The sequence below is a fragment of the Neorhizobium sp. BT27B genome (genome assembly GCF_050455485.1).
Lineage (GTDB): Bacteria > Pseudomonadota > Alphaproteobacteria > Rhizobiales > Rhizobiaceae > Neorhizobium.
Genome location: NZ_JBCIYT010000011.1, coordinates 27,648 through 42,215, shown reverse-complemented (window position 1 = coordinate 42,215; position 14,568 = coordinate 27,648). Strand labels below are relative to the sequence as shown.

Annotated in this window: 12 protein-coding genes; 7 read left to right on the top strand and 5 right to left on the bottom strand. The window is 55.8% G+C overall.

What is annotated here, in order from left to right:
- Positions 1-25 precede the first annotated feature (25 nt).
- The 4 genes from AAIH70_RS24135 to AAIH70_RS24120 all read left to right on the top strand — a co-directional run bounded on the left by AAIH70_RS24135 (position 26) and on the right by AAIH70_RS24120 (position 3,097).
- Positions 26-589 carry a hypothetical protein gene (locus tag AAIH70_RS24135; protein WP_430035939.1) on the top strand — a complete coding sequence of 188 codons (564 nt, stop codon included), beginning with the start codon at positions 26-28 and terminating at the stop codon, positions 587-589.
- A gap of 46 nt (positions 590-635) precedes the next feature.
- Positions 636-977, top strand: a complete 342-nt coding sequence (locus tag AAIH70_RS24130) for a hypothetical protein (protein ID WP_430035937.1) — start codon at positions 636-638, stop codon at positions 975-977.
- 103 nt (positions 978-1,080) lie between these two features.
- Positions 1,081-2,079 (top strand): alpha/beta fold hydrolase, encoded by a 999-nt coding sequence (locus AAIH70_RS24125; RefSeq protein WP_430035935.1) that lies wholly within the window; start codon positions 1,081-1,083, stop codon positions 2,077-2,079.
- Between the two features lies 1 nt (position 2,080).
- Positions 2,081-3,097: an ankyrin repeat domain-containing protein gene (locus tag AAIH70_RS24120; protein WP_430035933.1), complete on the top strand. Its 1,017-nt coding sequence runs from the start codon at positions 2,081-2,083 to the stop codon at positions 3,095-3,097.
- 324 nt (positions 3,098-3,421) lie between these two features.
- On the opposite strand, the gene AAIH70_RS24115 is transcribed toward AAIH70_RS24120, so the two are convergent.
- From AAIH70_RS24115 to AAIH70_RS24105, 3 genes are all read right to left on the bottom strand, one after another.
- Positions 3,422-4,222 (bottom strand): carbon-nitrogen hydrolase family protein, encoded by an 801-nt coding sequence (locus tag AAIH70_RS24115; protein WP_430035931.1) that lies wholly within the window; start codon positions 4,220-4,222, stop codon positions 3,422-3,424.
- Between the two features lie 92 nt (positions 4,223-4,314).
- Positions 4,315-5,676 (bottom strand): alginate export family protein, encoded by a 1,362-nt coding sequence (locus tag AAIH70_RS24110; RefSeq protein WP_430036111.1) that lies wholly within the window; start codon positions 5,674-5,676, stop codon positions 4,315-4,317.
- 250 nt (positions 5,677-5,926) lie between these two features.
- Positions 5,927-6,586, bottom strand: coding sequence for a hydrolase (locus AAIH70_RS24105; RefSeq protein ID WP_430035929.1), 660 nt, complete (start codon positions 6,584-6,586; stop codon positions 5,927-5,929).
- A 141-nt stretch (positions 6,587-6,727) separates the two neighbouring features.
- On the opposite strand from AAIH70_RS24105, the gene AAIH70_RS24100 reads away from it, so the two are divergent.
- On the top strand, positions 6,728-7,654 hold the full coding sequence (locus AAIH70_RS24100) for a LysR family transcriptional regulator (RefSeq protein ID WP_430035927.1): 927 nt from the start codon (positions 6,728-6,730) through the stop codon (positions 7,652-7,654).
- Positions 7,655-8,131: 477 nt separating this feature from the next.
- On the opposite strand, the gene AAIH70_RS24095 is transcribed toward AAIH70_RS24100, so the two are convergent.
- Both AAIH70_RS24095 and AAIH70_RS24090 read right to left on the bottom strand, forming a co-directional pair.
- Positions 8,132-8,566: a YybH family protein gene (locus AAIH70_RS24095; protein WP_430035925.1), complete on the bottom strand. Its 435-nt coding sequence runs from the start codon at positions 8,564-8,566 to the stop codon at positions 8,132-8,134.
- Between the two features lie 210 nt (positions 8,567-8,776).
- On the bottom strand, positions 8,777-10,585 hold the full coding sequence (locus tag AAIH70_RS24090; RefSeq protein ID WP_430035923.1) for an amidohydrolase: 1,809 nt from the start codon (positions 10,583-10,585) through the stop codon (positions 8,777-8,779).
- An 898-nt stretch (positions 10,586-11,483) separates the two neighbouring features.
- On the opposite strand from AAIH70_RS24090, the gene AAIH70_RS24085 reads away from it, so the two are divergent.
- Both AAIH70_RS24085 and AAIH70_RS24080 read left to right on the top strand, forming a co-directional pair.
- Positions 11,484-12,083, top strand: coding sequence for a nitroreductase family protein (locus AAIH70_RS24085; RefSeq protein WP_430035921.1), 600 nt, complete (start codon positions 11,484-11,486; stop codon positions 12,081-12,083).
- Between the two features lie 493 nt (positions 12,084-12,576).
- Entirely contained in the window at positions 12,577-14,124 is a 1,548-nt protein-coding gene (locus AAIH70_RS24080; protein WP_430035919.1) for a methionine--tRNA ligase, read from the top strand.
- Positions 14,125-14,568 lie beyond the last annotated feature (444 nt).

The window sequence follows — 14,568 nt, the reverse complement described above, 5'->3', positions numbered from 1 at the left end:
AGAATGCCCGGCATTGGAGGATAGCATGCAGAAAAAAACCGACCCGATCCTGGAGGCAGATAAGCTCCTGATGGCAGCTGTCGATAAGGCTATTGACAACGCTACCAGGTCCGCTGGACCTGAACTTCAGGCAGGTGGTTCACGCGTCTCGCCCCGTGATTACTTCGCAGATGGCGTTCTGCGCCACCTGTTCCTGCGTTTGTGCGGAGCCGACCCGACAACATACAAGGGAGGGGATCCGGAAACGGCGTGGAAGATTTTGTATGCAGGACGCGGCGTCGCCCGTCACTGGGAGAGGGAAAGCGGCAAGCCGCCCGCGTGGCGAGGGAAGAAAGACCGCCGGGAGGATATCGAAAAGGACGGAAGTGAACGCCAGCAGCTGGCACTCTCCGCGCAGAATTTTGCCATAACCACCGCTATTCAAGCTTTGCTCGATCACGCACGCGCTTCGGATCCGGAAATCACAGATCGTCTCGAAGCAGTCATCGACGCACGCCACGCGAGGCTTGAGTCTAAATTTTATACCGACCACGAGTTTACCGAAAGAGCAAAAACCTACCTGTCGCTCCTCACCCGCCGGCCGGACTAGGCACAATGCTACGCAGTCGGAACCTCAACAGTTGATGGAGTTAAACATGACAGAACGTTGCACTGTTCTTACCCCCTCTGAAACACAGATCGTCGACGTCATCAAGCGTGCAGACGACGGATTGGCTGCTGCGGTCTCTCTGGCTTTGGAGAAGGCGGTCAAAAAGGCTGCCGAAGACATGAGAGCAATCGGTCAAGAAGAATCCGCGCCGGCGATGCAATATTTTGCGAGCGTCATTCATCAAAGAATGTACTGCCTGATGTGCGGTGCGGATCCGGACACACTCAAAGGCGGCGATCCCGACATCGCCTACCACGTTATCCGCAACAGCCAGAATATCGCCAGGCACTACTGGTCAGCAGATATAGAACCCTACCCACCCAAGTAGGAGGGAGTGCGAAAACCACCGGCGGCGAGGTGTTGAGCATGGATCAGCGCGCCGAACGTAATCTCTATTTTGGAAATTTCGTAGCACTTCTAGGAGGTAAGCCATGGTATCAGACGCGGATCTCACCGGCATCGATTGTGAAGTAGTAGACCGAGTGATTGACGTCGGAAAAAACAAATTCCGCGTACTGGAGCAAGGACAAGGGCCAGCAGTTCTTTTCGCCCACGGCTTCCCGGACACGGCCGACACGTGGCGGAGCCAGATGAACGCTGTTGCGGAGGAAGGTTACCGAGCTGTAGCGCTTGACATGCGCGGATTCGGGGAGAGTTATTCACCTTCGGAGGTTGAACAGTATACATCCCCCTACATTGTCGGCGATCTGGTCGGTGTGCTGGACGCGCTGGAAATCCCGAGTTGCACTCTCGTGGGCCATGACTGGGGTGCAGATCATGCCCAGAAAGCAATGCTGATGCGGCCGGACCGGTTTAAAGCACTCGTCAGTGTGAGCATCCCCTACGCGCCAAGGGGTGAGAGAAGCCTCAACGACAGCTTGCGTGCTAAAGGACTGGGTAATCTCTATTACGCACTGGCGTTTGACGATCCGGACACAGGCAAACAATTCCAGCCCGCGCAGAAGAGTATCGCGAGCGTCCTGTACTGGCTTTCGGCGAGCCCGCCGCCCGAGCAGCGATGGGACCCGATTGACCCTGCAAAGCACATGCTTCGCCCTGCCCCCGTAGGCGCGCCAGATTGGGCCGAGCCCGACTATGTCGGCCGTACAATTGCTGCTTTTGAGCGCTCAGGCTTCGAAACAGGTCTGAACTACTACCGCGCCGTTCCTCAAACATTCGAACTCATGTCGGCTTATAAAAACGCCGTCATTCGACAGCCCAGTCTATACATCTGGGGTGCAGCCGATGGGCTTTGCCAGTTCTTCCATCAAGACAACCCAACGATCAACGACATGCGCGCGAGCCAGCCGGGCTTGGTGGATGTTGTGCGTCTGGAAGACACAGGGCACTGGGTGCAGCATGAGGCAGCCGATCGCCTGAATGCCGAACTGCTCAAGTTCCTTCGTACCCACGCTCCACGGGAGATCTGAATTGATCTTGCATTCTACAACACTTGCCGGCGATCTCGCCGGAGCTAGAGATCTCATTCTATCAGGGGCAGATGTGAATGCCCGCGAAACAGACGGATTTACGCCGCTCATGATTGCTTCTGGGCTGGGACAGCCGCAGATGGTGGAATTGCTGCTGAATGCAGGAGCGGATGTTTTGATCCTTGAGCCGCGCATGGGTGCGACGGCGCTTCACAAGGCCGCTCAATCTGGCAATCGTGAAGTGATAAAGCTACTTCTGCACAACGGCGCATTTGTTGATCAGCAGTCACCCGTCTTGGGGAATACGGCATTGATGGATGCCATCTTACACAAGCAGGAAGATGGTGTGAGGACGTTGCTATCCTATGGTGCCAAGACTTCAGTCCGAAACCACTGGGACCAGACGGCACTTGACCTCGCCGAGAGTGAGGGCCTCGATGCTATCACGCAGCTTATCCGTCATGGAATCCGAGCCAATGAGGCCAAAATCCAACGATCTGATCTCGTTCTTGCCGCAAAAGCGGGTGACGCCGCAGAAGTGAAACGTCTGATCGCTATCGGCGTAGACGTCAATCAGAGAACGCCGATCACCGGGACGCCTGACGACGACTACACTCCACTGGGGATCGCGGCCCGAGAAGGGCACGCCGAAATTGTGGGCATACTGAAGGATGCAGGCGCGGACACCCGGCAGGTCGTAGGCCTCATGAAAGGTACACCTTTCCATGAAGCCGCTTATTACGGACATGCAAGTGTAATTGAAATTCTTGCTGAAACCGATTGTATCGGAGCCGCGCAGCCAGAGCTGGATGCACAGGGGCCCTATAATGGTCTGACAGCACTTCACGACGCTGCGTGGCATGGCCACCTGGATGCTGTACGATCGTTGATCAACGTGCGCGCGCGGCTGGATCTTAAGAGCCATGCAGGCCTGACGCCGAGGAAATTAGCTCTTCTCTACGGATATGACGAAATCGCATCGTTGCTCGCTGAAAGCGAGAACCTTGAATATACCTGAAACGACGTGGATCCACCTCCTAACGCTCCTCGTGTCATGCGGTTAGGCTGCGGCCAAAATCACGAGCGCTCAGCTGGCTGGTGCACGATATGCCGTACAACGTCAGCCAACTCACAGCGCTGTTCGACCGCGTTCATCTGTTTGCTTAGACCTTGACCTGATCGCCTCAGAAAGCAGCGGTCGAGCGTATTCAACGAACGCCTGTAGTGTGCTTTGGGACCCCTCGCTTGAACAAAACAGCATTTGTGCGGGCGTCGGCTCCGAAGTGAGATCGCACCAACCACCGAACCACCGGGATTCAAAGTTCGACCAAGGCGTAACTCCTCATCCTCTGGGCATATCGGGCTCTAGGGCCGGTTCTTTGACATAGACTGGATACCTTGCTTTCGCCGCCGCGGTGAGAGTTGTATCGATATCCAGAGTGATCGCTGGCTGTTGGGCAGATGTTACGGCGATCTCGAAGCCGTCGGGATCCACGGTGAAGCCGCCTCCCCCAAACACCAGATTGCTCCCGGGACGAGTTCCGACGCGGTTGGAACTAACGACGCAAGCGCCGCTGGCAATTCCTGCCATGCTGGCAGCAGTCCTCCACATGCGATGGTCGACGCCGGTCGCGCGCGGCACGGCGATCAGATCGGCACCTGCCTTTCCAAGGTGGCGTGCTTTTTCCCCGAACATCAACTCGGTGCATATCAACACACCAACCTTGATTCCCGCGATTTTAACCACGTCAAAACCAGGGCGCTGAAGCTCGAACCACGATTCTTCTTCCCATCCTGTTTCTGATGGAAAATAGTGCTTTTGGTGGATGAACTCGTATCGGCCTTCTGTCAGCACAAATCCCTCGTTCACCAGACGTCGGCCGTTAAATACGGGACGCGACGAGATTACTGCCGCGAGCGGTAGACGAGATAAGGCGTCCAAGGCTCGCTCGTGGAGCGCAGCCCATTCACGCGCGGCTTGGATATCGAAAGGACGCCTTGTTGGCTGCCAAAAGCCAAACGGCATCTCATTCGTTATCAGGATATCATTACGTGCGTCGACGAATTGCCTGGAGATCTCTTCCCAAGCGGCCTCGCCCGGGAGCAACCCTTCCGGCCATTCAACCGACCATGCCTTAACCATCCAAGCCTCTTTTTCAGTTATCGTCGAATAAGTCGTTCAGCGTGAGAGCATTAAGTTGAACTACAACAACCCCACCCATGGCTGTGCATCCTTTACCAGGCAAACTTCAGTTCCGCTCGTACGTAGTTGCTGTCTCGGCCTCCGGCATTGCGAAGCGTCGAACCGACCTGGTAGTGAACTGCTTCTACCGAGCCTGTAAGATTTCGGTTGAACCTGTAGTCGGCCCTCAATTGAACATAGGCGCCCGTCCAAGGATTTCCCCCGCCTGCGGTCCCGGCAACCGGGACGCTCGGCAAGGTATAAACGGCGTCGTCCGTCGTCTGGCGCCAAAGCAGACCGACGCCTGCCAGTAAGGTCAGGTCATCCATCGGCTGAACGGTGATCGAAGGCTTGACGTGGATGAGGTTGGCGTATCCGGTATGCCCGCCGAGCGAGAAATAGAATCCGTTTGGAAACAGCGGATTGAAGGTGCCAAGGGTGCCATCATCCGCATCGCGATCACCTGACGCCATGTCGAACTGCAGACCGATCCTGGGCGACCAGGTTACCCCTTCAAAGGTATAGCCGGTCCTCGCCCCCAAGGCCCATCCCACAATGTCGGCCGAACCTACCTGCCCGACCTGACCCATTGCTTCCGCGTCCCAGTCGAAACCGCCATGCGTCCCGGCCAATCGGATATTGAGCACATGCCGTTCCTCCTCGCCCGATGCGGTCAGGAAATTCGCATTATTACGTTGGTAGAGCGCGTAATACGCGGAAGCCTCTGTTGTCGGGGATAGTTGTCGCTCTACCCTGGCGCCGCTGAACCGCAGATCGCTGCTTGATTGATCATCGAAAGGGTCGTCATCCCGATACTGGACAGGATGGCTGACAAGACCATAGAAGCGCCATGTCTCCGTTTCCCACCCGGCCCAGATCGCGTCGAACGACTGGCGGACATTCGGACCGTCACGGGTCGAGACAAAACGTTCCAGGTCGAACGCGAAGTCCTGCCGACCGATCCTCGCACTGAACGTTCCCGCGTCAGTCTCCTGCGTATATCCGATGAATGCGAGCCGAAGGTCAAATCTGTTTGCATCGTTGGGGCCGACTGCCGTCTTGTCGAAGGCGCGCACATCTTCAAACTGCGTAAACAATTGCCAGTTTTCATTCAGGTGTAGGTCGATATGAAACTGCGCACGCTGCAACCCGTAAGCATCCGTTGGGTTCGCCGCTACGGTTCCGAACGCCGGCGCATCGCTAGTTTCAATGATTTCCCGCAGATTGAACCCTAACGAAATATAGCTGTCGGGATTAGCGGGAAATAACGGGATGTATTTAAGGCGATCCAGCGGTTGCGTCCGCAGTTCTGCATCTGCGAGAGGCGACCAGTCCTCTTTCGAGCGGTCGGGTTTCATCACAGGCCGCTCCGCTGCATTTGCACCGTCGTTGGCGAAGGCAAGCCCGTGCTCCATCTGAGAAAGGGTGATGAGAGCCAACGATAAAACAAGCCTCCTTGCCCAGTGCGTGAAGCCAGTGAGGTTGGGCGGTCGCCTCCTGCATTGGTCACCGGCGGCGTGCCATTGGGTACCTAGATTTAAGTTGATTAATCCCACGAGGATCGTTCTCGGTAGTTCGATGCGGTACTTTCGGAACGACGAGGATAGATGGATCGTCCGTAGTATTCCGGTGCCTCCATCGGTTTCCTCGTTGTTCCGGCCATGACTAAAGTCCTGCTGGGGTGTTCGTCACCGGTGTGTTAAGCAACTGCTGTTCCCACAAGTAGGCGATGCCGCTGCCAGCCATGTGAGATATCAGCACCTCGGTCAGTTCTTCGACATGCTGGGTGCGTGCCCAGTCCCGCTGCCATTCGCTAGCCAAGGCCATCCACGTCATCATGTTGACGCCGGCTGCGATCATGCGCTGTATGGCGACCTGGTGAGACTCGACGGAGCTTCCGCCCGATGCGTCGGTGATGACGGTCACGTCCCAGCCTTCGCCTGCGGCCTGGATTGCAGGCATCGCAACACAGACTTCCGTCCAGAGGCCTGCGATGATGAGTTGCTTACGCCCGGTCGCGTTGACGAGATCCATCACATTCTTGTCTTCCCACGTATTTATCCAAGTCCGGTCGATCACTTTCTGCCCCGGGAAGACATCGGTGATCTGCTTGAAAAGCTTACCGCCGCGATCGGCAATGACACTGGTAAGGATCGTCGGAACATCGAAGGCCTTGGCGACCTTGGCCAGCGCAGTCGTGTTGTTGACGACAGCCTGAGGGTCGTGGCTATTAACGTTGGTCAGCTGATAAGGTTGATGGTCGATAAGTACGAGAACGGAATCTTCGGGACGAAGGAGAGAATCTAGGCCGTTACGAAAGGTCATGGATACATCCTATATTGCAGGTTAATAAAGCTTGGGACGAGGACGCCTCCGGAAAGCCATCAAGCACGAACCTGTCATTCTCTTTTGTGGCCCGGTAGTCCTCGGTTGTGTCAAGCTGTGTTGCAGGAAGGGGAACTCGAATTGCAAATTGAGGATCTTAGGATATTCGTCGAGGTTGCAGATGCGGGAGGGGTGTCATCAGCGGCCGCGCGGCTGGGCATTTCCAAGTCGATGGTCAGCCGACGGATTACCCATCTCGAGGCGGAACTTGGCGCACAGTTACTGGCAAGGACGACCCGTGGTATAGCGCTGACAGAAGCAGGTGCTACATTCAGGGAGTACGCGGCCCGGATTTCTGCCGAACTGGATGTGGCGCGGGAAACGATCCTGCCTGCCGGTGAGCTTCGAGGTCGCATGCGCGTAGCCGCACCACTATCATTTGGCCCGACGCATTTTGCTCCGGTCCTCGCCCAGATGGCGCGCCGATACTCGGAACTCCATATCAGTTCGTCCTACACTGACCGCTTTGTAGATCTCGTAGGAGAAGGTTTCGACTGTGCAATTCGGGTAGGCTATTTGCAAGATTCGAATCTCGTCGCAAGACGTGTCGGGCCGCTGTATGGTAGATTCGTTGCGAGTCCAGCCTACATCCAGGCGTACGGCGCTCCCGAACGACCGGAAGATCTTGTGAACCATCAGATCGTGATGCGGGAAGCCGAGACTTGGCAATTCATGGATGGCGAAAGAGTTGTCACGCTGCGCCCTCAGGGACGCTTTGTCGCCGACAACGCGGTATCACTGATGGCAGCTGCTCTAGATGGCCTCGGGGTGGCCCGTCTGCCGGAACCGCTTGTAGCGGATCATATCTCGTCGGGCGCACTGGTGCCAGTCATTACGGGTTATCCAATCCCACCGGCCGGCATCTTTGTCGTAAGGCCACCTGGCCAGTATTCATCACGAAAAGTGAGAGTCCTCACGGACATGCTCATCGAATGTTTTGGCAACCCGCCTGTTGGCGATGGCGCGCTGAACGTCAGCAGAGAAGACTACCCAACGGCGCAAGGCTAGTGTAAAAAATTCGAAGTCGACCGGTTCGCTTCCGGCTGCTGGCTTGGCGTGTGACTTGCGGCGTCAGCATCGTCGCATATTTGAAGAGCCCGTGATCGGGAGCGGGGCCGTCAGGGTTTCCGAGCGTTTTTCATTGAGCGTACCCCTGCTGAGCTGTGCCACGGGTATTCCAGGATCTTGATGACGCTGACCGCTTGGCATAGGAAAATCCGTCGGAGTACGTCGATAGTCATCCTCGCAGCCTCTGGAGTGCGCATCGACGCCAGCTGATGTAGTCGGAGATGATGCCGAAGTCAGATGCCAGGAACTCCTTAAGTGAGTTCGCGATCACAGCCTGCGTACGTTGCCCGAGCTGATGGACGGCATACGATCGGCTGCTGGCCACGACCACGTCGGACTACACGAAGACCGCTGTCCGACGAGATCGAAATCCAGTTGCCCTACTCTGTGAGCTTATCTGGTGTTACGCGTACCGAGTTACCGAGGAAGTGGGTTCGTCGTCGCGAACGAGTAGCGCGCGATCTTCCACGTGTCGTCATCGCCTTGATGAAATATGAATAGTTCGTGGTTAGCGTCGGGTACGCTCTGTTTGATTGCGTTTACGGTGACGTGCCCGTTCGAGCTCGTCCGGACGAATGCCCATTTCGGAGCGACTTGCACAATCTCCTCGACCGTTAATTCGGTGTCGAAGGTGATCATCTGAAAGATGTCGCTGTAAGCAGCCCGGATTGCATCGTCGCCGACCGCCGAAGGGCTATTAGGAGCCATGAAGACGCCGTCGGGATCGAATACAGTTAGCACCTTGTCAGTATCCGAGGCGTTAAGCGCCGACTCGTAGGTCTGCAATACCTTCTCGATGTCAGCTTGGACTACGTCAGCAGTTTTGCCTGCGGATTTCGCGAGAAATTTCATAAACCTGCATCTCTTTCTTGTTTCAATTGTTTGTTTTGGGCTTCGTATAGCTTCCGGTTTTGCGGGTAATAAGAGGGTCTGAAGCTATCGCTGTTCCCGCACGCCCTCGTGGGAAGAGCTTAGCGGCACGCAGCCGCGGCGCTTGCCCCGGCCGCGCTAGTGTCGCTTCGCGTGAAACACAGCAATGGAGGAAGAACCTGACAGCTAATTTTACTTCGCCTCGTAGTAGCTGCCAAAGTATTTAATGGGCGACCAAGTAGGAAGAATCTCAGGCAGTTCTGGTGATAGATCGCTATAATCCTGCGCACCGAACACTACCTTGCCGTCCATGATAGTTAGAACAGAAGAAATCCTTTTGATCTGATCTTCCGGCACGGCGAAATAGTCCCGGTCGAGCACAACGAAGTCCGCGAGATTTCCCGGCGCGATTAATCCCATTTCGGATTCTGTATCCATGAACCATGCTGCGCCCCTGGTGAACAGTTTCAGCGCTTCGGCGCGGGAAAGACGATTGTCCTTTGCCAGAACTTCGGATCCCGACACGGACTTCCCGGATACCATCCAGCTAATGCCAACCCAAGGGTTGAACGTGGCCGCACGGAAGGCGTCGGTGCTCATAGCTAGCGGAATGCCACTATCCACGAGCTTACGCAGACGCGGGGTCTGCAAAGCTACATCGCGGCCATGGCTCTTGATAAACGCGTCACCGTGCAGCGCCATTTTCGCATCAAGGGCGATACCGCCGCCCAATTTTTTGACCCTTTCGATATTCTCCGGAGTAATGGTCTCAGCGTGTTCTAGGCTCCATTTAAGGCCATCCAAAGGGATCTCGTCGTTCAATTTCTCCAGAGCGTCGAGAAAAGGGGTGATGTTTTCATTGTAGCTGATGTGTTCGCGGAAGGGGATTCGGTGTTGGACAAGCTTCTTGACATCCTGCTCAACTAGCTGTCGCATCTTCTCGGGCTCGATGACGATGGCCGGATGATCGAAGTTCTCGTGATCGTGCACTTCCGCACTCAAAACTTCCCCTGCTCCTCGATATGCATGTCCATGGGCGAGCGATGGATGCAAATTTTGCCCGGGACTAATCGGCGCTTTTCTCGTGATCGCTTCGACTTGTGCGTCCACCATGTTCATCGGTTTGCTGCCATCTCCGAGTTCCAGGAGGATGAAGGGCATACGCACGTTTAGACGATTGTCGCGTGCAAGCACCTCGACCGTCGCCTGCGGCTTGGGGTATCCCCATCGGCTGCCCGCATCGATTATTGAGGTAACTCCGAACCGGTTTAAGCCGTGAATGCTGTAGATCAGCGAACTTACTTCTTCTTCGAAATTAAGCTGTGGCACCATGGTTTCGAGGGCAGTAAACGTCCAGGTGTTTCCGTAGACAACGCCGGTATACTGTCCTTGACTATCCTTCTCAAACTCGGTGTCCGGCAACTCAGGAAACCGATCGGTCCCCACACCTAGGACGTCCATCGCGCGTTTGTTCAAGAAGGCATGGTTGTAGGCATATTGAACGATCAACGGACGATTAGGCACGGCCTTTTGCAATTCATCCGGCGTGGGAAGGCGGTTTTCCTCAAATTGATAGGGAGACCAGCCTCCGATCACTTTTACCCATTGTCCATCCGGTGTGCGTTCAGCCTGCTCGCTCAGCATAGTTAACGCCTCACCTAGCCTCGGCACGCCGTCCCACCGTATATTGTAATTATAGCCGCTGTCGTTGAGGACGTGTGTATGAGCATCGCTAATGCCGGGGATGACCCTTCGGCTGCGCGCGTCAATCACCTTGGTCGCTGAATTCTTCAGACTGAGAATTTCTGCATCAGAGCCGACGGAATAGATGCGCCCCTTCGTAACGGCGAGAGCCGAAGCTTCGGGCTGCGCACGGTTGCCGGTGAATATCTTTGCGTTGAAAACGATCAGATCAGCACCGGGCTCGTCCTGGGTCGTTTGTGCTTGAACGGAGGAAAAAGCTGAAACCATCACAAATGCGATAAGTATTTTTCTGATCATTTTGCCCCTCAAGTGGCTGATTTTTACAAGGTCCGGTCAAGCGGAAGCAGGCGCCTTTCAGCGTGCACCGGGCTAAGAAGTGAGGCGAGGGAGTTACGGAAGGTCACGTAATACATCCTCTGTTGCCCTTCGTCGAAGAGCGCCGCGAAGAGCCCTTTTGAGAAATCCAGCCGCGTTGAGCGTGTCACGCCCCTTAGGTGCGTGGTAGCCCTCATTAGTGCGACGCTGTGTTGCATGATGGGGAACGCAAATTATTCTGTACGCCCGTCCGATAGCGAGGGCGCGATGAGCCTCAGCTAGCAAGTAACGATCGGTGTGAGAGCAGCGTCAATATTTCGAAGCCGGTCCGCTCGCTACCAGTTCCTTTACCTGGGTTTCATCCAGCATGACATTGCGACCGGTTCCGCCAATCAATGATCCTCTGAATTTTGAGGCACCGCTTGGTTCGATCGCTTTCCGGCAAAGGCCGCGACTTGGTCGCTCGGCGTATCGTTCCTGTTTGTGAAACACAGTTTCGCACTTGCGGAGACTACCTTGATCGGAACTGCATCACTAAAGTTGAACGGCTGAAACCAATGTCCGGAAACGATATAAAGATGAATTTTGCGGACCACCTGAGTTATGACAGAATGCCCCGGATTTGGCTCAACCATTGAAGTGGTTCGGTGCAACTGTTCCGGCTCGGGCGTTAGCTATTCCCTGCGCCTAATCGCTGAGTGTGGGGCATTGGTCCCCGGCGTTTGGGCGCTGTACAGGGGCTGGGACGATGGATGTTCGTGCGGCTCCAGCACGAACGGCTGGCACCCGGATCATCGCTGCTCAAACGGGGGCTATTTGTCCATGCTGCGAAGCGCTTCAAAAACCGTGCTACCTTGAATCAATCCCAGAGAGGACAAACATGACGACCAGCAACAGTCGCGAGTCGGAGTATCCGATCGCCCCGCTTTTTCTTGATCGCTGGTCTCCCCGCGCTTTCAGCAATGAAACGATGCCGGAGACGGATCTGCTAACGATCCTCGAGGCCGGTCACTGGGCGCCCTCTTCGTTTAACCATCAGCCTTGGCGCTTCGTCTACGCGATGCGTGGTTCAGAGTACTGGGACAATTTCCTCGGCCTGCTAATCGAGTTCAACCAGAGTTGGGTGAAGTCCGCTGCCGCTCTGTTCTTCGTCGCTTCTCGCACCCATTCGGGCGAGCTGGGCTCTGCAGACCAGAAGCCGATTTACAGCCACTCCTTCGACGCAGGTGCGGCTTGGGCGTCCATAGCATTGCAGGCTCATCTGTCGGGCTACGAAGCGCATGGCATGACCGGCGTCGATTTTGACAAGGTGCCTGAGGTCCTCGGGATCCCAAATGGTTTCCGCGTCGAATGCGCAGTCGCCATCGGCAAGATCGGTGACAAAAACCAGTTGCCCGAGGGGATCCGCGAACGCGAAGTGCCAAGTCCGCGCAAACCGCTTTCAGACGTGGCTTTCAACGGTATTTTTGTCGCGAAGTAAAGCAAGAATCTTCGCTTCTCCCTCGGAGACGAGTCGAACAGAGGGAGCGGAAACCTAGCAGCCTGATAACGTTCTCGACTTGCGTTTCTCGCAGCGGCATGGAGCGTTAGCGCCGCAGCCATGGCCGTTCGGATAGGACCTGGGACGGCAAACCATAGACCTTTACGCACACGACTTTGCCAATTTTGATAGCATAGCTAGACGTTTGTGATCTCATGCTGGTGGGCTGTCGACTACCTGAGGTGGAGTCGTGCAATGATATCTGCAAAACTGTGTCGCGCGGCGCGGAACGCATCAAGCCTTGTTGTGCGAGTCGGCAGCTGATAACGCTATGAAGATGCATAGTAACCCGACTAACCCTACGATGATGATGCTGCGCTTTTAGCGTGGCGGGGTTTCGTGCGTCTTCGTTGCACAACAAACCGCCCTTTGAGGCGGTTTTTCTTCGGTAATCCACCTCAAAGGCTTTTCTAGCTCTCGAGAGGATTCTCCAATGAAAACCCCGTCCGTCTACCTCACCACCTCGATACCCTATGTCAATTCCTCACCGCATGTCGGGTTCGCACTCGAGCTCGTACAGGCCGATGCCTATGCTCGCCATTTCCGGCTCCTTGGCAAGGATGTTCGGTTTCAGTGTGGGACCGATGACAACAGCCTTAAAAACGTGCGAGCGGCAGAAGCCGTGGGACGGCCTGTTGCGGATTTTGTCGCTGCCAATGGTGACATCTTCGAACGGCTCGGGAGACAGCTTGACATCTCCAACAATGAGTTCATTCGCACGTCGTGCGATCCAAGGCACATCGCTTGCGTTCACTCCCTCTGGAATGCCTGCGCCGCCAGTGGCGATCTTTATCGCAAGGCTTACGAAGGCTTCTATTGCGTAGGCTGCGAGCAGTTTTACGAACTATCGGAACTCCATGATGGGAAATGCCCCGAGCATGGCGTGGCGCTTGAACTCATTCGGGAAGAAAACTGGTTCTTCCGCCTTTCCCGATACGGCGACGGGATCCTTGACCTGATTGAAACGGAAAAGCTTCAGGTTACGCCTGCGCATAGACGCAACGAAATCGTCGCTTTGCTCCGTCGCGGACTGACGGATATCAGCGTGTCGCGCAGCGCAGACCGGGCGCGTGGATGGGGCGTGCCGGTTCCCGGCAGCGACGAGGTCGTCTACGTCTGGTTCGATGCGCTCGCCAATTACTTGACCGGTCTCGGGCACGGATCTAACGATTTAATCTATCAGCGCTACTGGGCCGGTGATGGCGAACGCCTGCATTTCCTCGGAAAGGGCATCTCGAAATTCCATGCCATATATTGGCCGGCAATTTTGCTATCCGCCGGTCTACCCCTGCCCTCATCCATTTTCGTACACGGCTATCTCACGGTCGACGGCAGGAAAATCGGCAAGTCGGCCGGAAACGGAATTCCGCCGGATCGCCTCATCGAGACCTACGGCACACCGGATGCCCTCAGATACTATCTGCTTCGGCACATGCGCTCCGCAGATGACGGCGACTTTTCCGAAAAACGATTGGAGGCCGCATGGTCGGGGGAGCTTGGCGGACAACTGGGAAACCTGGCGAACCGGGTGCTGAAACTTCTGGGAAATGCGTTCGACGGCGTCACCCCTCAAGTCCCGGACAGTGCACTGGTGCGGCAGGCGTCAGGACTTTACGAAAGAGTTCATCAGGCTTTCGACAATTATGAGCTTCATGTGGGCCTTGCCGAGATTTTTGCCTATCTGGGCGAGGCGAACAGGGAATTCACGCGGGAGACCCCCTGGGTGGATGCGAAAGCACTGCTCGGACACATTGAAACAGACGAGCGAGCCGAGATAGCGCTTCGCCTCGGGGCCACATTGGCGGAGCAGGTCCACGGCCTCGCCATCGTAGCGCGTTGTCTTCTGCCGTTCCTGCCAAAAGCCGCGGCCGAATTGCACGACAAACTTGGCCTTGTGACGCCGGCAAGATACGACGCCCCCTTGGCGGTATCAGGCGGCAGAACGTTGCCTGGCACAGTTCTGTTTCCCCCACGAGCTTAACTCTCCTCTGCTCAACCAGCACTGACGCGATTTCGTCGTGTTTATAAAGCATAGCCAGCTTCGCCGACGCTTTGAACCGATCGTCGACGTTAACGCGCCCTGTTCTGCGATCTAAAGAGGTGGTTTCTTGAGTTGGCACATCATTGGCATCTGGCGCTTGGGAACAGCATCTGAAGGTCCACTTTGCGTTGTGCAAGTTCACACGGTCACATGTGTCTCGCGCAAGCACCCTCCGAACCGCCGGATGCAACAGTTACATTATCGGACATTGTCCGCTTTCGCTGACCGGATCCGCAGGGGGTGATCTCGAAAAGCAGGTCAGCCTGCAGAATAGTCGCGTAGATCCTCAAATCGCACCGCGCGGTCTGCCCTGACCGCACGGTGCGATCGTCGGAATCAACTAGGCCTTCTCCCGATATAGTAGTCAGAGAGATCAGTCGCCGC